Below are 22676 nucleotides of genomic sequence, written 5' to 3'. Positions count from 1 at the left end.
GTTTAATTTTTTGACGATCCCGCGACGCGCGCGAAACCGGCGGCCAAATCCGCCAGCAAATCGTCAACATTTTCCAGCCCTATATGCAGCCGGATCAGCGTGCCGCTGAAGTCAACGCCGCCTGCCGGACGGATGGCGGCCAGCTCGTCGGGCTGGTTCGCCAGAATAAGCGATTCAAAACCGCCCCAGGAGTAGGCCATGCTGAAATGTTCAAAGTGGTCAAGGAAATCGGCCAGCTGCCGATCGCTCAGCCGCGCCTTCAGTACAAAGGAGAACAGGCCGCTGCTGCCGGTAAAATCCCGCCGCCAGAACTCGTGGCCCTTGCACTGCGGCAGCGCCGGATGGTTAACCACGGCCACTTCCGGGCGCTCGGCCAGCCAGCGCGCGACCCGCAGCCCGCTTTCTTCGTGCTGGCGCAGACGTACTGCCAGCGTGCGCAGGCCGCGGCTGGCCATATAGGCGGTGTCCGCGTCCACCATTTGCCCCATCAGATAAGAGTTTTCACGCAGCTGCGCCCAGCAGCGTTCGTTGGCGACGGCGGTGCCGATCATCGCGTCGGAATGACCAATCAGATATTTAGTCCCGGCCTGAATGGAAATATCGATACCAAAATCCAGCGCGCGGAACAGAATGCCCGCCGCCCAGGTGTTATCGATCATAATGACCGCTTCCGGCGCTTTGGCCCGCACGGCCGCCACGATGGCTGGAATGTCCTGCACTTCCATCGTAATGGAAGCCGGCGATTCCAGAAAAACGACCCGCGTTTCCGGCTTCACCAGGTCGCCGATTTCCGCGCCGGCGGTATGGCTGAACCAGGTGGTGGTCACGTTCATTTTACTGAGGATTTTGCTACAGAAATCCTGGGTCGGTTCATAGACGGAACCGGCCATCAGCACGTTATCCCCGGCGGAAACAAAAGCGAGAATGGCATTGGCGACCGCCGCCGCACCGCAGGGATAAAGCACGCAGCCCGCGCCGCCCTCCAGCTCGGTCATGGCTTCCTGCAGCGAGAAATGGGTCAAGGTGCCGCGACGACCATAAAACAGTTCGCCTTCCGCTCGCCCGGCCGTGGCGCGTTTCTTCTCGGCCACGCTGTCGAACACCAGCGAGGAGGCGCGCTGAATAACGCTGTTAACGGAACCCTGGGTATAGCGTTTGCGGCGGCCGGCGCTGATTAACGCCGTTTCAATATGTTTACTGGTCATCGGTCTGCTCGGTTTAAGGATCTCGCTTAACGTTAACACGGCTGGCGGCGGGGCGAAATTCGTCATCCCGCTACGTGACAAAGTTTCAGGAAAAACCCTGGCGATAAAAAGGAGATGGCGGGAAAAGTGTAAAAAGTATTGCGTTAAGGGTAAATAGTAATGATAACTACTATCAATTCGGGTTCGATTTGGTATGATCCGACCTGTATTTTCGCTATCGGTAACTGACGTTGGAGAGACAGCGTGACGAATGATTTGATGCAGACGGACCTCTCCGTCTGGGGCATGTATCACCATGCGGACATCGTGGTAAAAGTGGTAATGATCGGTCTGCTGCTGGCTTCGGTCGTTACCTGGGCTATCTTCTTCAGCAAGAGCGCGGAGCTCAGCTCGGCGAAACGCCGCCTGAAGCGCGAGCAGCAGGCGCTGGCGGGCGTTCGTTCCCTGCAGGAAGCGAGCGATATCAGCGCCACGTTTAACGCTAACAGCCTGACCACGCAGCTGTTGAAAGAAGCCGAAAACGAACTGGAGCTGTCGCAGCAGTCCGCCGACAACGACGGCATTAAAGAGCGTACCTCGTTCCGTCTGGAGCGCCGCGTCGCCTTCTTCAGCCGCCACGCCGGTCGCGGCAATGGTTTTCTGGCTACTATCGGTGCTATCGCGCCGTTTGTTGGCCTGTTCGGCACCGTTTGGGGCATCATGAACAGCTTTATCGGTATCGCCCAGACGCAGACCACGAACCTGGCGGTAGTTGCGCCCGGCATCGCAGAAGCGCTGCTGGCCACGGCTGTCGGCCTGTTCGCTGCGATTCCGGCCGTAGTGATCTATAACGTCTTTGCCCGTACGATCGCCAGCTATAAAGCCTCGCTGGGCGACGTCGCCGCGCAGATTATGCTGCTGCAAAGCCGCGATCTGGATCTGGCCGCCAGCGCGCCGCAGCATCCAACGCAGAAGCTGCGGGTAGGGTAAGCGTCATGGCCATGCGATTAAATGAAGATCTCGATAGCAACGGCGAAATGCATGAAATCAACGTTACGCCGTTTATCGACGTGATGCTGGTGCTGCTGATTATCTTTATGGTCGCTGCGCCGCTGGCTACCGTTGACGTTCGCGTCAATCTGCCAGCCTCTACCAGCAAGCCTCAGCCGCGCCCGGAAAAACCGGTCTACCTCTCAATCAAAGCGGATAAACAGCTGTTTATCGGCAATGAGGCGGTGACGCAGGAAACGCTGCTGTCGGCGCTGGAAAGCCAGACGCAGGGCAATAAAGACGCCACTATCTTCTTCCAGGCGGATAAATCGGTGGATTACGAAACGCTGATGGGCGTGATGGACAAGCTGCGTCAGGCGGGCTATTTGAAGATTGGCCTGATGGGCATGGAAACCGTCGCGAAATAATCGGCATCAGAAAATAAAAAATCCGTAACGATCGTTGCGGATTTTTTTTGCTTAAAATTTGGGGCAGGCGGCCGCAGCCTTGCGCTACGGCCGCACCTGCGGCGCTACATTTGCGCCACAGGCTCGCTGGTCTGGCGGGTTTGATACTGCTGCACCAGGCGTTTGATCAGCAGCGTGCCGAGCAGGCCGCAAACGGCAGCGAAGGTCAGCCAGACGCCGGGCATCGCCTTGTCGCCGGTGGCGTGGATCAGATAGCTGGACATCGCTGGCGTAAAACCGCCGAACAGCGCCGTCGCCAGGCTGTAGGCCAGCGAAAAGCCGGTCGCGCGCACCTCTGCGGGCATCACTTCCGCCAGATAGACCACCATCGCGCCGTTATAGCTGGCGTAGAGAAACGACAGCCACAGCTCGGCCTCCAGCAGATGAGAGAAGGTTGGCGAGCCGACCAGCCAGTGCAGCACCGGCCAGGCGGTGGCGATCATCAGTACGGTAAACAGGATCAGCAGCGGACGACGGCCGTAGCGATCGGAGACGGCGCCCATAATCGGCAGCCAGATCAGGTTTGACAGGCCAACGCACAGCGTCACCAAAAAGCTCTGCTTATCGCTCATCATCAGCACCGTTTTCCCAAAGGTCGGGGTAAACGCGGTGATCATATAAAACATCACGGTGGTGGTGACCACCATCAGCATCCCTGCCAGCACCAGCGCCCAGTTGCTGGCGACGCCGCGCACGATCTGACGCATGGAAGGGTGCACCTTACGCTGGCTGAAGGCTTCGGTCTCTTCCAGCATTCTCCTGACCCAGAACAGGAAAGGCACAATCAGGCAGCCGATGAAAAAGGGAATACGCCAGCCCCAGTCGGTCACCTGATCTTTCGCCAGCAGATGGTTCAGCCCCAGGCCCAGCAGCGCGGCGAAAATCACGGCGACCTGCTGGCTGCCGGACTGCCAGCTGACAAAAAAGCCCTTGCGGTTTTTCGGCGCGATCTCGCTGAGATAGACCGAAACGCCGCCCAGCTCCACGCCCGCCGAGAAGCCCTGCAACAGACGGCCCAGCAGGATCAGGATTGGCGCCGCCGCGCCCAGCGTGTTGTAGCCCGGCACGATAGCAATGGTTAAGGTGCCGATCGCCATCAGGCCCAGCGTCAGCAGCAGCCCTTTACGCCGTCCGTGATGGTCAATATAAGAGCCGAGGATAATCGCGCCCAGTGGCCTCATCAGGAAACCTGCGCCGAACGTCATCAGCGTTAACATTAGCGAGGCGAAAGGATCGTCACCCGGAAAAAAGGTTTTGGCAATCGCCGTGGCGTAGTAACCAAACACCATAAAGTCGTACATTTCCAGGAAGTTGCCGCTGGTCACATTGAAGATGGTGCGGGCGCTGCCCTGCGGCTTTTTCGCCGAAGAAGAAAAAGATGTCATCGCCTGTCCTTTCAGTTTTTCTTATCTTTTATCGCGCCCGCGCGGACATTAATGTGACAGGCATCACCGTTAAGGCGCCGGATGTATACGTATTGGTAACAAATAATTAACAATGCACTATCCGGGGGCAAACCGGGCCCTAAAAAGAAAGATCCACCACCACGCTGTCGCTGTAGTTGCCCGCAGGCGGCGTGGCCTGCGAAGTCAGTATGCGCGCCGTATAATTAAAAGTGCGGGTCAGGCCGTCGGTGGTAATGCTGTTGGCCGCCGAGCTGGCGACGCGCTCCGTACCTGTCGGCCCCCAGCGCGAGGTCGTGGCATTTTTATAAATTTCATAGGCGAGCCGGTTGTTGCCGCTGGCCATATAGCGCTGCGCGCCAACCGCATAGCCGCCGTTGCTCAGGCCAACCGTATAGGTGCTGCCTTTAGTGCAGATCACATTAATGGACTGCGAAACCGCGTTAAAACTGCCGACCAGCGGCGCGCTGCCAAAGCTGACGTTAGGCGCGGTAATAGTGGTGCAGTCGTTGGTGACCACCAGCGTGGTGGTGATGGGCACCGTGCCGGAACCGGTCTGCTGACTGCCCAACAAACAGGCGCCCAGCGCGCCAATGCCGGTACAGATGTTATAGCTGACCAGAATATTCAGCGTCACCGTGTAGGTACCGGCGGCCACCACCTGGCCGGTCAGCGTCCTCAGATAAAGCGGGATAGCGAAGTTCTGTCCGCCGCCTGTTCCCAGCAAATTAAGCAGCTGCGCCTGACTGTAGTTAACCGTGGTGCCGCCGATTAGCATCTCGGTGGCGCAGGCCGTATCGCTGCATACGCGCAGCGGAATAAGATCCGTCCCGGCGCTGGAGGTTTTCAGCGCGCCGCGCGTGCTGCTGGTGTAGGTGGCGCTGGCCAGCTGAAACCGGATGTAATCGCTGGACAGCAGCGACAGCACGCTGCCCGAACCGCAGTTGACGTTAACGGTGGCGGTGGTGTTGCTCACCGTGGTGTTTACCGTAAAAGAGCTGACGCTGCCAAAGGTAGCCGTAGAGGTCGGCAGCGTGCAGGCCGCCCAGCCGGATAGCGAGCAGAGCATCAGCAGCGAAAACAGCGCCAGGTGGAAGATCGATCTTATTGGCAAAGTCATGGTGAGGTTCCTGAGGCAGCGGAAAGGGCGCAGGTCAGCGGCCCGTAAGTTTGTAGCGACGTCGGGCGACCGCCCGGCACGTCGAGCTTCGCTTCGCAATGGCGTCCGTCCGGCGTTTCCGCGCGGAAAGGGTTAACGGCAGCCAGGTTTTCCATCCAGACGATACCGTCCCAGCCGACATAGGTCGTCGCGGCGCCCGCGCGAATAATTTGGGTGGAAACGGGCAGCGGTTCGCCGTTCTGGTCGTGCAGGATCACGCTGGCCGCGCGCAGCGGTTCAATCGGGAAATGCAGCAGATAGCCGCTGTTGCGCTTGACGGCAAAACGCTGCTCGACGCTGGAGGTGGTCATATCGGCCGGCAGATCCAGCGTGTCGATATCATATTTGGCCGGATAATAGGAGCTGATGCCCGGCACCAGCAGATGACCGCCGGCGTCCGTTTTGCCCATCAGCTGGTTTTCGTAGCGCACGTTGATATTGGGATAGTCGGTTTTCACCACCACAAAGGCATCGTTAACCTCATTGGCAGCGAAGTAGCTGCCGTCCATCAGCACCAGCGAGCCGCTCACGTCGGCCCATTCGGTGGTGTAATCGCCATCGCCGTAGAAGCCCGCTGAAGTCTCAATCTTCTGGTTGCGCCAGCTCAGGCTGGCCTGCTTATAGTCGCCGCCGCTGCTCTGGTTGGCCCAGGAGGCGTCGTAAGCCAGCCCGCCGTCGGTAGGCATGGAGCGCGAAACCGTTACGCGCTGCGAAGTGGTGCCCTGCTGGTCGCGATCCAGACTCAGGCTGGCGTTGCCGCGCTCGCTGAACGGGATCACCAGCGAAATGGTGCCCGTCCAGTCGCCCTGTCGCTGGTCGCGGCTGGCGGAAACGTAAAGGCTGCTGTTGCCCCAAATATTTTTGCTCCAGGAAAGGTTCCACAGCTGGGTGCGGTCGCCGCTGCCGCTGACGATGTCGATAAAGGCCGCGCCAAGGCTGCCGAAGCGATCGAGCGAGACGCTGGCGCTGTACTGGGCGCTGCGGCGGCTAAGGGTGTATTCCGTGCCCGCCAGGCCGCTGTTGCGATCGCCGTACAGCGCCAGGTTGCTGAAGCCCGCCGAGCGGATAATATGCTGCGTGCCGATGTTGAAGCGGCTGTTGCTGTACTGATAGCCCCAGCTGTATTGATTGCCATGTTCGCCGCTCATCTGGCTTTGCGCCAGCGCCGCATTGACCACGCCGAGCGACCCCAGCCTGACCTGGCCGCCCGCGCCGCCCAGCGCCAGCGCGTCCGCACCTTCGGCATGGCTTTCCAGCGTCAGCCAGTCGGTCAGGCCGTAGCGCCAGGAGCCGCTGGCGGCGGCGGAGCCATAGTCAAAGCTTTTGATGCCGTAATTATTGCGCAGCGCCCCGGCGGAAAAAGAGAAGTCAGAGAGGCCGGGCTTCAGCAGGCTGCTGGAGACGTAAAAGGGCATGGTGGTAGAGACGCGTCGCCCTGCGGCGTCGGTCGTTACCACTACCGCTTCGCCCGCGCCGTTAACAAACGGCATATTGGTCATCGACCAGGGGCCGGGCTGTACGTCATTGCTGCTGTTCTTATAGCCGTTGACGAAGAGATCGACCGTGGAAGGTACCGCCGCCTGGCCGGAGAAAGAGGGCAGCGGATAGGTCACCAGATCCGGGCGCACGGAGAAGTCGCGCGCGATCTGAATGCCGCCCAGCCGCACGCTGCTGCTCCACGCCAGTGAATCGGTGATCAGATCGCCCACGCGCCAGCTCAGCGAACGGGTTTCATCCTGATTGCTCCAGTAAGTGTCATAGCGCAGATAGCCCTCGTTCTGCGAGCCTGCCGTCTGGCCGGAAAGCTGCTGCTGCCAGACGCCGTTGCTGGAAAACTGTCCCAGCGCGCCAAACAGGCGAAACTCGTTAAAGGCGGAAAGGCGGCTGCCGCTGGCAGAGGTACGGCTGGTGTAGAGATCGTAGTTAAACAGCGCGCCGGTAGAGGTTCTGCCAGGAAAGCGCGGGCCGTTCCGCTCCTCGTTATTCAGTTTCTGGCGCGGCAGCCAGCCGGGCGGCACCGTCAGCAAGAGGCGCTGGCGGGCCTGATCGTAGTCGGCTTTTACCTGCGGCATGGCGGAAACATCCATCATCGACGAGGTGATCAGCGCCGAAGGGATGCCGGCCCGCTGCAAATCGCCGGCGCGCAGATAGTAATGGTTATCACGGAATTCCACCGGCACGACCTGGCCGTTGTCCTGCTCGTTGATCACCAGCCCCAGCATATATTGCTGGCTGGCGCCCGGCGCGTTTGGCGACGGCGGCGGCGGCAAAGTGGAATAGGTTTCCGCGCGACCGGCTGAAGAAAGCAGGTAGCTTAACAGGCAGAGGGCCAGGGAGCAGCGGCGCCCGTTCATCGGCTAGCGCGCAGAGCTGCCGCTGCGCCAGGTCTGGTTATTATCCAGTTCCGCGCTGAGCTGCGAGCGGTCAGACGCCGGGAAATTAAGCGGAAACGTATTGCTCGATCGCGCCAGCACGTAGCCGAACAGGCTGTTTGACAGCGTCCGGCCGCCCAGCGAAACGTTGCTTAGCCGCGCGTGGCCGCTGCCGTTATTGGTAATAAGCAGCGCTGACTTACCGTTCTGATTAACGAGGCGCCAGCTAAGGTCGGGGCGGGCCGTGTCGGCTGAAAGGCCTTCGCCATAGGTAAACAGCGGCACGGAATAGCGCATCTGGAAATTAAGGCCCGCCTGATTTTCGCCAGGCTGCTGCGGCGTAGGGATCTCATCCAGCAGCACCCGGTAAGCCCGCTCCTCGCCTTTGGGCGGCGGGGTCTGGTTAATCAGCCTGACCAGCTGCTTCTGGCCCGGCTCTATCCTTACCAGCGGCGGGCTGGCGACCACCGTTTGCTGCGTCTGATACTGTTCGTGTCCGTCCTGCTGCTGCCAGGTGAAAACCCTGACCTGCATCAGCGTGGTCGCTGCGCCGCGATTCTCCAGCCACAGCTCGGTGGCTTTATCGCCGCTGTGGATTTTCGGATCGATGGGCCAGATCAGCACCGAATTTCCTGCCCACGCGGGCAGCAGTGAGCTAACCGTCAGTCCGGCCAGCAGTGTGAAAATACGTAGCGTCTTCATGAAATACTTTCTCCCTGTTTACCAACTCAGCGTCACCGTCAGCGTGTCGCTGTAAGTCCCGGCCCGCCGAATGCCGCTCATCTGCAGCCGACCATATATCGGCAGCGTGATGTTATTGGCGTTACTGTAGGTCAGCGCCACGTTCTGATTGACCGGGATCGCACTTGCCGCACTGGCGGTGGCGCTGGTGTAAAGCGCATAGGCCACTAAATCGGTGTTATTAGCAATTTTAAGATTACGCGTGCTGGAATAATTACTGCCGCCGTTAATGCTCATGCTTAGCGCAGTGCCCGGCGTACAGGCCAGCGTAATCGTGGAGCTTTGAACAAAGCTGGCGCTGGCAGAAGCCGAACCGACGCCGGGGCGGGTGCCGAAGTTCAGCGTGCCGAACACGCCGGTATTGGTGCCGGAAATCACGCAGCCGTTCACTACCGACGCCGTCACCTGAAAAGTCTGCGTCGGCAGCGCTCCGGCCGGAAAGCTGATACAGCAAACCACGACACAAAGCGGGCTAAGCCAGCCCGCCGATGTTCTTTCCTGCCCCGACACGACGTGCTCCCTGCCGCCGTCAATCAGTAGTTCACGGCAACGTTAATCGTATCGGTATAGGTACCTGCCGGGATCGCTGCGTTAAAACCGCCGCCGGTAATACGACCGTAAATCGGGTAGTTGTCGCCATTGGTCGGATCCGTGGTGCCCGTGCTGGTCAGGTTAGTGTTGTTAGCGATGGGCGTGGTATAGGAAGTGGAGTTATAGAGCGTATAGGCAATGCCCTGCGTGGCGTTGCTGCCCAGCACCAGATAGCGAGGCTGCGCGGTTACTTCGCCAAACACGGTAGCGGGCGCGGCGTTGCTGCTGGTGAGCTGCACGTTATAGGTTTGACCAGTGGTGCAGCGCACAAAGATGCCGTTGCCCAGCGCGCCAACTAAGGTGGCGTTCAGGGTATCAAAGGTCGCGGCGCTGCTACCAAAGTCTAAGGTACCGAAGTTAACACCGGTGGTGGCGGTCTGGCCATTGACCAGGCAACCCGTGGTCAGGACCAGCGTGGCGTTGATAGTTCCCGTCGTGGTGGCGGCAAAGCCGGAAGAGGCCACGCCGAGACCCAAGCCGCAGCCCAGCAAAAAAAGCTTCATTTTCATAATCATTCCTTACCGATCAGACCAATGGAAGTGCTTTTTCGCCCGGTGTAAAAGCGTAAAAAATGGCCGCGATGCAGGTAAAACGCAGAGCCGGAAAGAGCTATGTTGGCCGCTATCCACGATAAAAGCCAGATTGACCAATTTCTGTTATGTTTAAAACTATAGAACAGCCTTGAACGCTGAGCTAAGCGAAACGCAAAATTTTGTTAATGAGTTGAAACAAAAGCAGACCTGCTTGCTGTAGCATGAAAAAAGACGCCTGACAAAAAATAATCAGCGCTGGCCCTGGGTTTTGCTGGGCAAAAAAAAGAGCGGATGCTAAGGTCGTTAAGCAAAAAAAAACAGATAATAAACCCGTTTAATTATAAGGAGATAGATGGGTTAAGCCCGAGTCCGCAGCCGGGCATGGCCGCTTTATGCCACCAGGGGTAAAGTTGACTACTCTTTAGCCGATACCGTAATTGTTGAAATCGATTTATCAGCTTTATTATTCCCTTACCCGGTGCCAGTAATCTGGCTTTTGCTTCAGAGATTTGCATATGCTTATGAGCTCCTACGACCAGCTACTGGTTATCGTCTCCATCTTTGTTGCCTTCCTGGCATCCTATACCGCGCTGGATATGGCGGGCAGGGTGGCAACCTCTACGGGGAAAGCGGCCCGCGTCTGGCTGGTTGGCGGTGGCTTTGCGATGGGCATCGGCATCTGGTCTATGCATTTTATCGGCATGCTGGCGATGAACCTGGCAATGGTGATGAGCTACGATCCGCTGCTCACGCTGATTTCCATGTTTGTAGCCGTAGTCGCCTCGATTTTTGCGCTGTGGATTGTCTGCTACGGTGAACTGGTCTTTGCCCGTCTGATGGTCGGCGCGCTGGCGATGGCCACCGGCGTGGTGGCGATGCACTATATCGGCATGGCCGCGCTGATGTTTGAACCGGGTATCGTCTGGGATTGGCACTGGATTGCGGTGTCGATAGCGATCGCGCTGGGCGCCTCAACGGCCGCGCTGTGGCTGGCGTTTAAGCTACGTCAGGGCGAAGGGCATTTAGCGCTGCTGCGCGCCGGCGCGGCGCTGATTATGGGCGCCGCCATCGCCGGGATGCACTACAGCGGCATGGCGGCGGCCAGCTTCCCGATGGGCAGCCACGCCACGCAGATGGGCGTGAACAGCAGTTGGCTGGCGATGCTGGTCGTGGTGGTGACGCTCTCTATTTTGGGTATTACGCTGGTGGTTTCCACGCTCGACGCGCGCCTGCAGGCCAGAACGTCGGTACTGGCTTCTTCGCTGGCGGAAGCCAACCGCGAGCTGGCCCAGCTGGCGCTGCACGACAACTTAACCCGCCTGCCTAACCGTATTCTGCTGGAAGATCGCCTCGATCAGGCGCTGAGCAAGGCCGTGCGGGAAGAGACCGCTTTCGCGCTGATGTTTATGGATCTGGACGGTTTTAAGGCCGTTAACGATGCGTTTGGTCACCACGTTGGCGATAACCTGCTGGTCGCGGTCACCGAGCGGATGAAAAATTTACTGATCGGGCACCATACGCTGGCGCGACTGGGCGGCGACGAGTTTGTGCTGCTGGTGGAAATCAGCGAGCCGAACGATGCCGCCGCCGTGGCCGATATGCTGGTCAAGGCTATCGACGAGCCGTTTTTGATTTCGCGTTACGAGCTGGTGGTGTCGCTGAGCATCGGTATTGCGGTCTATCCGGGCGACGGCAACGACGAGCGGGAACTGATGTTCAACGCCGATGCCGCTATGTACCACACCAAAAACAACGGCCGTAACGGCTATAACTTCTTCCAGCCGTCGATGAACACCATCGCGCAAAACCAGCTACAGCTGATCAACGATCTCTGGCTGGCGCAGGAGCACGACGAGCTGCGCCTTTTTTACCAGCCGAAATTCTGCGCGCCGCAGGGCCCTATCGTCGGGTTTGAAGCGCTAATCCGCTGGCAGCATCCGCAGCGCGGGCTGCTGTCGCCCGACATTTTTCTGCCGCTGGCGGAAAAAACCGGGCTGATCGTCAGCATCGGCAACTGGGTGATTAACGAAGCCTGTCGCCAGCTGAGCGTCTGGCATCGAATGGGCAATACGCAATGGTCGATAGCGGTCAACCTGTCGTCGCTCCAGTTTGAGCAGGCCGGACTGGTGGAAACGGTGGTCGCCGCGCTGAAGAAACATCAGATTTCGCCAGAGCTGCTGACGCTGGAAGTGACCGAGACTACCGCCATGCGCGATCCCGACGAAAGCGTGCGTATTTTAACCGAGCTGACCGAACTGGGCGTGAAAGCCTCGATTGACGATTTCGGTACCGGCTATTCCAGCCTGCTTTATCTGAAACGTCTGCCCGCCAGCGAGCTGAAAATCGATCGCGCCTTCGTTAACGAGCTGCATACGCAGAGCGAAGACGCCACTATCGTTACCGCTATCGTGGCGCTGGCGCAGACGCTGAACCTGAAAGTGGTGGCGGAAGGCGTAGAGACGGAAGAGCAGCAGGCCTTTCTCACCGGCCTGGGCTGCAACTCGCTACAGGGCTATCTGCTGGGCAAACCGGTTCCCCCTGAGCAGGTGCCGCACCTGAAGCTGTATGCGGGCAACCACGAGTCCAACCGCACGCCGGAACAGAAAAAAGCGGCGGAGGAGAAGATCCCGGTGTCAAAAGCTGTTTAATCGCAGCCCGGCTAACTATAATAGTTGCTCATTCCTGAGCACGGGCCTGTAACAGTTTTGGCAAAATATCTGCAGTTAATCGACCAAATCCAGCAGCAGATCGCCAGTGAGATCTGGCTGCCGGGCGAAAAACTCCCCTCGCTGCGCGAGCAGGTGGCGCAGAGCGGGATGAGCCTGATGACCGTTATGCACGCCTATCAGGTGCTGGAGAGCCAGGGCTGGATCGTCTCCCGGCCGCAGTCCGGCTACTACGTAGCGCCACGGGCGGAATTTCTCAGCCAGCCCGCCAGCCACCAGAAGGTGCAGCTCACGGAATCGGTCGATATCAACGACTTTATTTTTGAGGTGTTACAGGCGTGTCGCGACCCGGACATCATGCCTTTCGGCTCCGCCTTTCCCGATCCTGAACTCTTTCCGCAGCGCCAGCTGATGCGCTCGCTTTCCGCCGTTTCGCACTCGTTAAAACCGGCGGACGCCTTAAACAACCTGCCGCCGGGCAACGAGGCGCTGCGCAAAACGCTATCCAAGCGCTATGCGTTACAGGGCATACAGGTTTCGCCAGAAGAGATCGTGATCACCAACGGCGCGATGGAGGCGTTGAACCTGAGCCTTCAGGCGGTCACCGCGCCCGGCGACTGGGTGGTGGTGGAAAACCCCTGTTTTTACGGCGCGCTACAGGCTATCGAGCGGCTTCAGCTTAAGGCTGTCGCTATCGCCTCGCATCCGCAGCACGGCATCGATTTGACAGAGCTGGCCGCCACGCTGGCGAAGCTGCCGGTCAAAGCGTGCTGGATGATGTCGAATCAGCAGAACCCGCTGGGCTGCACGCTAAGCCGCGAGAAAAAGCAGGCGCTGGTGGCGCTGCTGGAGGCGCATCAGGTGACGCTGATCGAGGACGATGTGTATAGCGAACTCTGGTTCGGCAGCGAAAAACCGCTGCCGGCAAAGGCGTTTGAGAAACAGGACAGCGTGCTGCACTGCTCTTCTTTTTCTAAAAATCTGGTGGCGGGGTTTCGCGTGGGCTGGGTGGCGGCGGGCAGACACGCGCAGCGCATCCAGCGACTGCAATTAATGAGCACTATCTCAACCAGCGCGCCGATGCAGCTGGCGCTGGTCGACTACCTGGGCAGCCGCAGCTACGACGTGCATTTACGCCGGCTGCGCCAGCGGCTGGAGCAGCGCAAAAGCCTGGCGCGGCAGTCGCTGCGGCGGCATCTGCCCGCCAGCGCCAAAATCAACGACTCCCAGGGCGGCTACTTTTTATGGATCGAGCTGCCGGAAGCGGTTAACACCACCGAGCTGTACTATCGGGCGCTGCGCGAGAAAATCAGTATCGCGCCCGGTAAAATGTTTTCTACCAGCGAGCAGTATGCCAACTATTTTCGTTTTAATACGGCCTGGGAATGGAATGACTCGCGGGAGGCGGCGGTAGCGACGCTGGGCAGGTTGATTGCGGAAATGCTTCAGGGCCAGCGCTGGCCCTGACATATCAGACGGCAGAGGCGCGTTTTTGGCCCCAGGTCAGATGATAAACGTCGTAAAAATCGACTTCGCCTTTCAGCTGCAGCAGCTTTTGAATGCCTTGCTTAACGTTGTCCGGCACCTGGCTGCTGGCAAGGATATCCTGGATCGCCTTGTCGGACAGGGTACGCACATAATACCATTCGCCGTTATAGCACACGCGCAGATCGAGCGTATCGATATCCTCAAAGCGGTAGCGCGGATTGACATCCAGCAGCATCAGGCCGCTCATCAGCAGCACGAAAAAAGTGGCGCCCCAGAACGCAGGCCAGCCCAGAAACTCCGTGGTAAAAATCAGCGCCACGGTCAGGGCGTAGCAGACATACATCGACGCCCATAAGCCGGGATGACTTTTCAGAAAATTGAAGCTGAAACGCGGTCGGTTATCGCGCTGTTCTTCACGATTAAGGGTGTCGATTTCGCGCAGCAGGATCTGTTTAACGTCTTCCACTCTGAACCTCCTCTTGGTACAGGCATCAGTAGACCACACCTGGCGCAAGAAGGGCAGACACAGTTAATGCGAATAAAGCTATAACAGTTGCCCATATAACAACATTAACGTTCTTGTTACCAGAACGCGTCAGAACGGCCGCCGACTGCCGCAGGCGGAGCGCGCGGGGTGAAATGCTGACGGGATCGCCGCCGCAGCCGGAACAACAGCCTCTTTCAATTTATATACCTCTTTTTTTTCGGCATAAATAAGTTAATCGATAACGGGATCTATTATCACCAGGGGAAATAAATTGCCTGAAAGCGCAAGAAACATAATGAAAAAAGCGAGTGGCGCCTTGAAAAAGGCGGGCGACAGAAATCTGTCCGCGCCAGGTGCTAATACGCTTTTGTTTAATTTAATTACAGGTTTCGGCAATTAAAATGCGTGACGTGCCGATTTGTTATGGCCGCTGGCTTGTTATATGTTTGTACTCTCTTAATAACGGATGAAGCACCAGGTTAATTCTGTTTTTAAATATTAAGCTGCCTTCAAATAAACAGATAACAAGTTAAATCAGGTAAGGATTGCCAGGATGAAAATAGGGAAATATTGTTTTTTTGTTAATTATTTTGCTCAATCCAACCCGGGGCGGCGTGACAACGATGAAAAATAATTTTGCCAGCATCCATAGCAGAAAAGAAAATGGTACGGATAGCGCACGATCATTATTAACGGAAAGCGTGACGGCCAGCGTCTGGACGCCCGATTACGTTCTGCGCCTGCGGCAAAACATTCATCTCTGCGGCTGCTCTGGCTGCGACGGCGCCTCGCCGCTGCTGCAGTTTCGCTGGAATAACCACGTGCGCCACAGCGCGGATATCAGCTGCAACCGGGCGGCGGCGGAAATCCTGAGCCTGACGGCGTCCTGTACCCTGAGCGTCAGCGAAGACCTGGCCGAACATTTACCCGAACTCTCCGCAGAGCGTTTACAGATGAATCAGCACTGCCTGCGGCTGTTTGCCGCTTTCCGGACTGAGCCTGTGCTGTTGCTCTATGCGCTGTACGGTTTTATTCGCCAGTCTGGCCCGCTTGACCCGGAGCGGCGGGCCGCGCTGCTGGAGACGTGGCTACAGCCCGCCGGCCGCCAGCGGCTGGTGCAGGATTTTTGCCTGCAGCAGGATGAACACGGCTTTCCGCCGGTCGCCGGGCAACGTCTGGAGGCGCTGCCGATATGGTTACTGGTGGATAGCGACGCCAGACTGCACAAGCTGAAAGCGATGCGGAAAAAGGGTGAGGAGACGCTACGGCAGACGTGGCGCGGCCTGCAAAAAGCGAGCAGCGCGCGACGAAAGATCCTCGGTAATTTTCTGTTTTATGAACTCTGCCATAACTTTTTTCCCGGTCATCTCGTTACCGACTGGGAGAATAATTTTGCCGACCTTTGCCGGCGTGCCCTTAGCCTGCTCCTGCTGCTGACGGCGGTTTCACCTGAACTGGATAAAGAAAGCTTGAGCGCGCTTTTTGCCGCCAGCCATCGGGCTGCGCGCAGGGAAGCTTTTTCATAACAGGCGGCGGGCGGCCGTGAACAGGCGCCCGCTTCGGGCAGCTATAAACCGAGCCCGGCAATCAGGGTAAGCAGCATTATGTTCTGCATCAGGCACGGCGAGCGCCAGAGGCGGGCAATCGGTGGCTTCTGCGGTGGGTTTCCGCTTCTCTTTGCGGGAGCGCACAGGAGCAGTGGCCGTCACCGGCGCGTGCGTTTCCGGCAGCAGGATAGTATGCCAGAGTCATCGGCAGCTTTAACCGATATTGCCCGGCTTCCGCTGCTCGGCCGTTTCACAATGCAGCAGCGATGCTGCATCCGGATCAACCAGCCCGTGATGAATCAGATAGCGAGCAACCATGAACTAACCTCCTGGTTAGCCAGGGGCATTAGCGCGGTTTTCCCATTTTTCCGGTGATCAATCCCTTATGTTTATTAAGTGATTAAGCCGCCGTTTAATTTTATTTTCTTCTTTTTAAAACCAGCCTGTTTTTACTAAATCGTTTTTTTTTGGCAGGCGCGTGGGCTATTTTCGGAATGCAAAATGGCCTTACATTTTGCCTCCGAGGCAGGCAGGCGAATAATTTGAGTTAAGTGGAGAAAAATTAAGAAGTTATGTGATCAAAAACCGATCGTAATGATTGCATCTTTGCCGCCAGGTGCCACAATTAATTAACACCGAAATTACAGGAGGCATCTTATGCTAACCCATGCTGGTAACCTGCTTGCGATGATGTCTTTTGCAGCCGGCACCTTTTCTGCGGGTATGTCGAACAATCCGCAATATATGACCTTTCAGCCAGCCAGCGGCGTGCCGAACAATCCGCTGCCGCTGATTATCTATCCGCGCGCGGTGCCGGGTGAGGTGGAAGATGTGGCGGCCTGGTTTGAAGAAACGTTCGCCAGCCATCGCTGGACGCCGCGCTGGCGCTATCCGATTTATTCCTATACCCACTATCATCCCAACACCCATGAGCTGCTGGGTATCGGCGCTGGCTGGGCGCAAATCCTTTTCGGCGGCGAAACGGGCAGGGCGGTCACCGTTCACGCGGGCGATGCGATCCTGATCCCGGCAGGCGTTGGCCATCAGCAGCTGGCGGCCAGCGAAGATTTTTTTGCCGTCGGCGCCTATCCACAGGGCATGGAGCCGGTGACGCGACGCAGCGATCTGGAAGATGTGGAAGCCTCGCTACTGGCTATTAAGCGCGTACCTGTACCGCAGCACGATCCCCTCACCGGCGGTGAAGGCGCGGTGACTGAAATCTGGCATCCTTTACAGAACTGATCCATTCCCTTCTTCTCAGCGCGTCTGCCCCGTCAGGCGCGCTTTGCCAAATATTTTTTTAATAATGTCTCTTTTTTAGACGGGTACTGGCGTACGCGTCTCTTTGCCGAAGCGGGCCGCATCCACAGCGCAGCACTGGCCCGGCGCCACAGGTTCTGCCGCTAAAACAGCGCCACGCCCGGCAGGGCCAGCGGCAAGCTGTGAAAAAAATATTTTGTCATCGCTGGTTACCCAATTGTTTTTTCATCGGTTTGCGCAATCTTTCACCGGCGGCTACCTTCAAATTCATCCGCCGGATCGGCGCTGTCGTCTGCATAAGCCGATCCCCCGCCTACTGCGTTACGGAGGTTTACATGCTGCCGGGACAAACGTCCAACCGCGTATGGGATACACGTCGAAGTGAAAAAAAACGCCGCATCGAGCAGCTCGGTATCAACGGCAAAGTGCTGCCGACCGACGATCTGGTCGATTTGCTACAGAGGCTGATCGCGCCGGGCGATCGCGTGGTGCTGGAAGGTAATAACCAGAAACAGGCGGACTTTTTGTCACGTAGCCTGGCCGAAGTTAATCCGGAGATCGTGCACGATCTGCATATGATCATGCCCAGCGTCGGACGCAGCGAGCATCTGGATCTGTTTGAAAAGGGGATCGCGCGCAAGCTGGATTTCTCTTTCTCCGGGCCGCAGAGCCTGCGTATTTCTCAGCTGCTGGAAGATGGCCAGCTGGAAATCGGCGCCATCCATACCTATGTCGAACTCTATGCGCGGCTTTATGTCGATCTCGCACCTAACGTGGCGCTGATTGCCGGCTATAAAGCCGATCGCAAGGGCAATCTCTACACCGGGCCGAGTACGGAAGACACGCCCGCGCTGGTGGAGGCCGCCGCTTTTCACGACGGCATCGTTATCGCTCAGGTCAACGAACTGGTCGATGACGAGTGCGATCTGCCGCGCGTCGATATTCCGGGATCCTGGATCGATTATGTCGTCGTCGCCGACAAACCCTTCTTTATCGAACCGCTGTTTACCCGCGATCCGCGCCTGATCAAACAGGAGCATATCCTGATGGCAATGCTGGCGATCAAGGGGATCTATGCCGAGCATCAGGTGCAGTCGCTGAACCACGGCATCGGGTTCAACACCGCCGCCATCGAGCTGCTGCTGCCGACCTATGGCGAAAAGCTGGGGCTGAAAGGCAAAATCTGCCGCCACTGGACGCTGAACCCGCATCCCACGCTGATCCCGGCAATAGAGAGCGGCTGGGTTGAAAGCGTGCACTGCTTTGGCGGCGAGCTGGGCATGGAAAACTATGTCGCGGCGCGTCCCGACGTTTTCTTTACCGGCGCCGACGGCTCAATGCGATCCAACCGCGCGTTTTGCCAGCTGGCGGGGCAGTACGCGGTCGATATGTTTATCGGCTCCACGCTCCAGGTCGACGGCCTGGCTAACTCCTCGACCGTGACGCGCAGTCGGCTTTCCGGCTTCGGCGGCGCGCCGAATATGGGGCACGATCCGCACGGCCGTCGCCACGCCACGCCTGCCTGGCTGGCGATGATTGACGAGCCGGATCCGCTGGCGCGCGGCCGCAAGCTGGTAGTGCAGATGGTGGAAACCTTCCAGGGCGGCGGCAAGCCGACCTTTGTTGAAAAGCTGGATGCGGTCGACGTGGCGAAAGCCTCAGGGATGCCGCTGGCGCCGGTGATGATTTACGGCGATGACGTCACCCACGTGTTGACCGAAGAGGGCATCGCCTATCTCTATCGCGCCAAATCGCTGGAGGAGCGCCGCGCAATGGTGGCGGCGGTGGCGGGCATTACCGATATCGGCCTGGGCGTGGACGCGAAAAGAGTGGCCGATCTACGCCGCGAGGGCAAAGTCGCCTTCCCGGAAGATTTAGGCATTCGCCGTACCGAAGCCACCCGTTCGCTGCTGGCGGCGGGCAGCGTGGCGGAGCTGGTCGAATGGTCGGACGGGCTTTATCAGCCGCCGGCTAAGTTCCGGAGCTGGTAATGAAACCTTCTTCATGTTCGCTGAGCGATATTGAGCGGCAGGCCGCGCGGCTGGCGGAGCTGGCCACGCGCTGCCTGATCGACGAAGCCCGGCTGACGCCCAAGCCCGGCCTGGTCGATGGCAGAGGCAGCGGCGCGCATCGGGATCTGACGCTGGCGCTGATGGAGGCCTCGGCGCGCAGCCTGACGCCCGCGTTTTATGCTCTGGCGCTGCACTGCTGGCAGCGTCCGGCGGATATCGCGCTGCGGCAGCAGGTAGGCAGGCTGGGGCGTGAAGGCGAACGGCAGATGATGCAGGCGACGCGCGGCGTCAACACCCATCGCGGCGCGCTCTGGGCAACCGGCCTGCTGGTCAGCGCCAGCGCCATGCTGGCAGGTGAGGGCAGCGAGCGTCAGGTCGCGCAGGCGGCGGCCAGTCTGGCACAGCTGCCGGATGACGAGGCACCGAAACTCTTCAGCAAAGGGCTGCGCGCGACGCGCCGTTATCAGGTGCCCGGCGCGCGCGAAGAGGCGCAGCAGGGCTTTCCCCACATTATGCAACTTGGGCTGCCGCAGCTAAGGCACAGCAGGCACGACGGGGCGACGGAAGCGCAGGCACAGCTGAACGCGCTGATGGCGATCATGAGTTCGCTCAGCGATACCTGCGTACTTTCCCGCGCCGGGCTTTACGGGCTGGTGGCGATGCAGAACGGCGCGCGCGCCGTGCTGGATGCCGGAGGGGCGCAAACGCCGCACGGGCAGCGCGCGCTGGCCAGGCTGGACGCACACATGCTGTCGCTGAACGCCTCGCCCGGCGGCGCCGCCGATTTACTTGCCGCCACGCTGTTTGTAGACAGGCTGGGCGACACCACTTTCTGAGAGGATTTTATGGAACAGATCACGTTTACCCTGTCGGCCACGCGACAGCTCAGCGGTAAAGCGCTGGCGGGCGTGGTGGGCTCGGGCGATATGGAAGTGCTGTTTGTGGCCGGAGCGGGCCAGCAGCTGACGGTCAACCTGACCACCTCCGTCGACAACAGCGGAACACGCTGGCGGGCGCTTTTCGATCGCCTGAGCGCGTTTTCCGGGCTGCCGGCGGGCGAGATGACCATTCACGATTTCGGTGCGACGCCTGGCGTGGCGCGTATTCGTATTGAGCAGGTTTTTGAGGAGGCCGCAGATGCGTGATGACAGCAGCTTTATCGAACTTAAGGCCCGCCAGCGCGCGCGGCTGCTGCTGGACGAAGGCAGCGGACGCGAGCTGCTCGATCCTTTTGACGGCATTATGTCGCCCTGGCTGCCTGCGCAGGGCATCGTGCCGCAGGCCGATGACGGCATGGTGGTGATGAAAGGTACCATCGACGGTCAGCCAGCGGTGGTCGTCGCCATTGAAGGATCGTTTCAGGGCGGCAGCATGGGCGAAGTTTCCGGCGCGAAAATGGCGACGGCGCTGGAGCTGGCTGCCGAAGATAACCGCAAAGGTATTCCGACGCGGGCGGTGCTTTGCCTGGAAACCGGCGGCGTGCGCCTTCAGGAAGCCAACCTCGGCCTGGCGGCCATTGCGGATATCCACGCCGCTATCGTCGATCTGCGTCGCTATACGCCGGTGATCGGCATCATCGCCGGTACGGTAGGCTGCTTTGGCGGAATGTCTATTGCCGCCGGGCTGTGCAGCTCGCTGATCGTCACCCGTGAAGCGAGGCTCGGCCTCAACGGCCCGCAGGTTATCGAACAGGAGGCGGGTATTGCGGAATACGATTCCCGCGACCGGCCTTTTATCTGGAGCATGACCGGCGGCGAAGCGCGCTATCGCAGCGGGCTGGCCGACGTGCTGGTGCCCGACGGCGCCAATGCGGTGAAAAAAGCGATGAACGAAGCGATCGCGCGCGGCGTGCCCGCACAGCATCGTTCGGACGAGTACAGCTACTATCTGCCGCGCCTGAGCGAAATGAACACCGAGCGACAGGCCGATGCGCAGCAGGTTAACGAAGTCTATGCAAGGGAGGATCGCGGATGAGCGTCAGTCGTGGTGAAAAATGGCTCAGCCTGTTAACCAACGGGGCTGAAAGGCTGGGCGGACTTTGCCCTTCGGTGCAGGCGGCCGATGCGGCGCTGGGTGAAGAAACCGCGCGTTATATTGCGGTGGTGCCGGACGAGCAAAACCACTTTCCGCGCGCCGCTAAAGGCGAGGTCGGCCTGCTGGAAGGCTGGACGCTGGCCAAAGTCATCGATGAAGCGATCGTGGCGGATGCGGATAAAGCGCAGAAGCGGGCGATTGTGGCGGTGATTGACGTACCAAGCCAGGCCTATGGCCGTCGCGAAGAGGCGTTCGGCATCCACCAGGCGCTGGCGGCGGCGGTAGGCGCCTATGCCAAAGCGAGGCTGGCCGAACACCCGGTGATCGGGCTGATCGTCGGTAAAGCGATGTCCGGCGCGTTTCTGGCGCACGGCTACCAGGCAAACCGGCTGATCGCCTTTAACGATCCGGGCGTGATGGTGCACGCAATGGGCAAAGCGGCGGCGGCGCGCATCACCTTGCGCAGCATCGAGGCGCTGGAACAGCTGGCACAGACCATTGCGCCAATGGCTTACGACATCGGCAACTACCAGACGCTGGGTCTGCTGGAAGAGCTGCTGGATATCGCCTCGCCGGATGCGCCTGAAGATGACGATGTTCAGCGGGTTCGCGCATCGCTGGAGCAGGCGGTCAGCTCGGCGCGTAAAGATCCCGCTCTTCATCGCCTTAAGGGCGAAAACCGCCGCAGCTCCGCGCTGGTGCGCGAAAAAATGCGCGCGGCCTGGTAATCCAGCAAGACAGCGGGCAATCCTGCCCTGACGCGTTCAGCCTGCGAGGCGCAAGTTATGACTTACGTGATCGTTCATGCTCTGGCTCCAATTTTCGTCATTATGCTGTTGGGTTTTTACGCCGGTAAGGCAAAGAAGGTCGATAACCACAACGTTGCCCTGCTGAACGTTTTCGTCATGGACTTCGCCCTGCCGGCGGCGCTGTTTACCGCCACGGTGCAAACGCCCTGGGCAGGTATCGTCGGGCAGGCGCCGCTGGTAGTGGTGCTGGTGCTGGCGATGTGGATAGCCTACGCCGCCATCTATTTTCTCTGCACCCGCGTGTTTCACAAAGCGCCGCAGGATGCCGCCGTGCTGACGCTGACCGTCGCGCTGCCCAACTACGCCGCGCTGGGGTTGCCGATCCTCGGCAGCGTGCTCGGCTCAACGCCCGAAACCTCGCTGTCGGTCGCCGTGTCGATAGCCTGTGGCTCGGTGCTGATGACGCCGTTTTGCCTGCTGATCCTCGAGCGTGAAAAAGCGAAAACCGAGGGCACGCAGCACTCCAGCGCCGCGATGCTGCCAATACTGATGTGGCGATCCGTGATTAAGCCTATCGTCTGGTGTCCGCTGCTGGGCGTGGTGCTTTCCGCTTTTGGCTTTCATATGCCGGAGCTGCTGCTCTCTACCATCCGGCCGCTGGGACTGGCCGCTACCGCGACGGCGCTGTTTCTGACCGGGCTGATCCTCTCCGCACGTCAGATCAGGATCAATCAGGCGGTGATCGTCGCCAGCGTGACTAAACTGCTTATTCAGCCCTTTATCGCCTGGGGCATTGTGCTGGCGCTGGGGCTGCACGGCCCGCTGGCGATCACCTCGATCCTGATGATCGCGCTGGCGGCGGGCTTCTTTGGCGTGGTGTTCGGCAATCGCTTCGGCGTGGAGTCGCCGGATGCGGAAGCCACTCTGCTGATCACCTCCGTGCTGAGCATAGTGACGCTGCCGCTGTTTATTTCATTAACCGCAGGAATGTAG

20 protein-coding genes are annotated in these 22676 nt (G+C 59.1%); 12 read left to right on the top strand and 8 right to left on the bottom strand.

Going from position 1 to position 22676, the window contains the following annotated elements:
- Positions 1-2: 2 nt before the first annotated feature.
- The gene (gene metC, locus QCD69_RS00485; protein ID WP_253458273.1) at positions 3-1205 is read right to left on the bottom strand and encodes a cystathionine beta-lyase; all 1203 of its coding nucleotides are present in this window, start codon (positions 1203-1205) and stop codon (positions 3-5) included.
- Between the two features lie 243 nt (positions 1206-1448).
- Here metC and exbB point away from each other — a divergent pair, with 243 nt between their 5' ends.
- Entirely contained in the window at positions 1449-2174 is a 726-nt protein-coding gene (gene exbB, locus QCD69_RS00480; protein WP_253458276.1) for a tol-pal system-associated acyl-CoA thioesterase, read from the top strand.
- A gap of 5 nt (positions 2175-2179) precedes the next feature.
- Positions 2180-2602, top strand: a complete 423-nt coding sequence (exbD, locus tag QCD69_RS00475; protein ID WP_301250630.1) for a TonB system transport protein ExbD — start codon at positions 2180-2182, stop codon at positions 2600-2602.
- 104 nt (positions 2603-2706) lie between these two features.
- Here exbD and QCD69_RS00470 read toward each other — a convergent pair whose 3' ends face one another.
- From QCD69_RS00470 to QCD69_RS00445, 6 genes are all read right to left on the bottom strand, one after another.
- Positions 2707-4026, bottom strand: coding sequence for an MFS transporter (locus tag QCD69_RS00470; RefSeq protein WP_253458282.1), 1320 nt, complete (start codon positions 4024-4026; stop codon positions 2707-2709).
- Between the two features lie 139 nt (positions 4027-4165).
- Positions 4166-5164 (bottom strand): Csu type fimbrial protein, encoded by a 999-nt coding sequence (locus QCD69_RS00465; protein WP_301250629.1) that lies wholly within the window; start codon positions 5162-5164, stop codon positions 4166-4168.
- Positions 5161-7557: a fimbria/pilus outer membrane usher protein gene (locus tag QCD69_RS00460; protein WP_301250628.1), complete on the bottom strand. Its 2397-nt coding sequence runs from the start codon at positions 7555-7557 to the stop codon at positions 5161-5163. Before QCD69_RS00460 ends, QCD69_RS00465 begins: the two co-directional genes overlap by 4 nt.
- Positions 7558-7560: 3 nt before the next feature.
- Complete coding sequence (locus QCD69_RS00455; protein ID WP_253458288.1) at positions 7561-8277, bottom strand: fimbrial biogenesis chaperone; 717 nt, start codon at positions 8275-8277, stop codon at positions 7561-7563.
- A gap of 18 nt (positions 8278-8295) precedes the next feature.
- Positions 8296-8775: a Csu type fimbrial protein gene (locus QCD69_RS00450; RefSeq protein WP_301250754.1), complete on the bottom strand. Its 480-nt coding sequence runs from the start codon at positions 8773-8775 to the stop codon at positions 8296-8298.
- A gap of 74 nt (positions 8776-8849) precedes the next feature.
- Positions 8850-9416, bottom strand: coding sequence for a spore coat protein U domain-containing protein (locus QCD69_RS00445; RefSeq protein ID WP_125287232.1), 567 nt, complete (start codon positions 9414-9416; stop codon positions 8850-8852).
- A 539-nt stretch (positions 9417-9955) separates the two neighbouring features.
- On the opposite strand from QCD69_RS00445, the gene QCD69_RS00440 reads away from it, so the two are divergent.
- Together QCD69_RS00440 and QCD69_RS00435 are read left to right on the top strand one after the other, a co-directional pair.
- Positions 9956-12088: a putative bifunctional diguanylate cyclase/phosphodiesterase gene (locus QCD69_RS00440; protein ID WP_301250627.1), complete on the top strand. Its 2133-nt coding sequence runs from the start codon at positions 9956-9958 to the stop codon at positions 12086-12088.
- 57 nt (positions 12089-12145) lie between these two features.
- Positions 12146-13573, top strand: a complete 1428-nt coding sequence (locus QCD69_RS00435) for an aminotransferase-like domain-containing protein (protein WP_301250626.1) — start codon at positions 12146-12148, stop codon at positions 13571-13573.
- A gap of 4 nt (positions 13574-13577) precedes the next feature.
- Here the strand turns inward: QCD69_RS00435 and QCD69_RS00430 are convergent, their stop codons facing one another.
- Positions 13578-14060 (bottom strand): YlaC family protein, encoded by a 483-nt coding sequence (locus QCD69_RS00430; RefSeq protein ID WP_125287235.1) that lies wholly within the window; start codon positions 14058-14060, stop codon positions 13578-13580.
- 644 nt (positions 14061-14704) lie between these two features.
- Between QCD69_RS00430 and QCD69_RS00425 the strand changes: the two genes are divergently transcribed.
- The 8 genes from QCD69_RS00425 (at position 14705) to QCD69_RS00390 (ending at position 22676) form a co-directional block, all read left to right on the top strand.
- Positions 14705-15607: a hypothetical protein gene (locus QCD69_RS00425; protein ID WP_301250625.1), complete on the top strand. Its 903-nt coding sequence runs from the start codon at positions 14705-14707 to the stop codon at positions 15605-15607.
- Positions 15608-16285: 678 nt separating this feature from the next.
- Positions 16286-16870 carry a cupin domain-containing protein gene (locus QCD69_RS00420; protein WP_301250624.1) on the top strand — a complete coding sequence of 195 codons (585 nt, stop codon included), beginning with the start codon at positions 16286-16288 and terminating at the stop codon, positions 16868-16870.
- A gap of 353 nt (positions 16871-17223) precedes the next feature.
- Positions 17224-18879 carry a malonate decarboxylase subunit alpha gene (mdcA, locus tag QCD69_RS00415; protein ID WP_253458301.1) on the top strand — a complete coding sequence of 552 codons (1656 nt, stop codon included), beginning with the start codon at positions 17224-17226 and terminating at the stop codon, positions 18877-18879.
- Positions 18879-19736 carry a triphosphoribosyl-dephospho-CoA synthase gene (locus tag QCD69_RS00410; RefSeq protein ID WP_253458304.1) on the top strand — a complete coding sequence of 286 codons (858 nt, stop codon included), beginning with the start codon at positions 18879-18881 and terminating at the stop codon, positions 19734-19736. Before mdcA ends, QCD69_RS00410 begins: the two co-directional genes overlap by 1 nt.
- 9 nt (positions 19737-19745) lie before the next feature.
- The gene (gene mdcC / locus QCD69_RS00405; RefSeq protein ID WP_253458307.1) at positions 19746-20045 is read left to right on the top strand and encodes a malonate decarboxylase acyl carrier protein; all 300 of its coding nucleotides are present in this window, start codon (positions 19746-19748) and stop codon (positions 20043-20045) included.
- On the top strand, positions 20038-20874 hold the full coding sequence (locus QCD69_RS00400) for a biotin-independent malonate decarboxylase subunit beta (protein ID WP_253458311.1): 837 nt from the start codon (positions 20038-20040) through the stop codon (positions 20872-20874). The genes mdcC and QCD69_RS00400 overlap by 8 nt, the downstream gene beginning before the upstream one ends.
- The gene (gene mdcE / locus QCD69_RS00395) at positions 20871-21662 is read left to right on the top strand and encodes a biotin-independent malonate decarboxylase subunit gamma (protein WP_301250623.1); all 792 of its coding nucleotides are present in this window, start codon (positions 20871-20873) and stop codon (positions 21660-21662) included. Before QCD69_RS00400 ends, mdcE begins: the two co-directional genes overlap by 4 nt.
- A 57-nt stretch (positions 21663-21719) precedes the next feature.
- Positions 21720-22676, top strand: coding sequence for an AEC family transporter (locus QCD69_RS00390; RefSeq protein WP_253458318.1), 957 nt, complete (start codon positions 21720-21722; stop codon positions 22674-22676).

It is taken from the genome of Erwinia sp. PsM31 (assembly GCF_030433775.1).
GTDB classification, from domain to species: Bacteria; Pseudomonadota; Gammaproteobacteria; order Enterobacterales; family Enterobacteriaceae; genus Erwinia; species Erwinia aeris.
The sequence above is the reverse complement of the archived record's forward strand: the minus strand, read 5'-3'. Positions and strand labels throughout refer to the sequence as shown.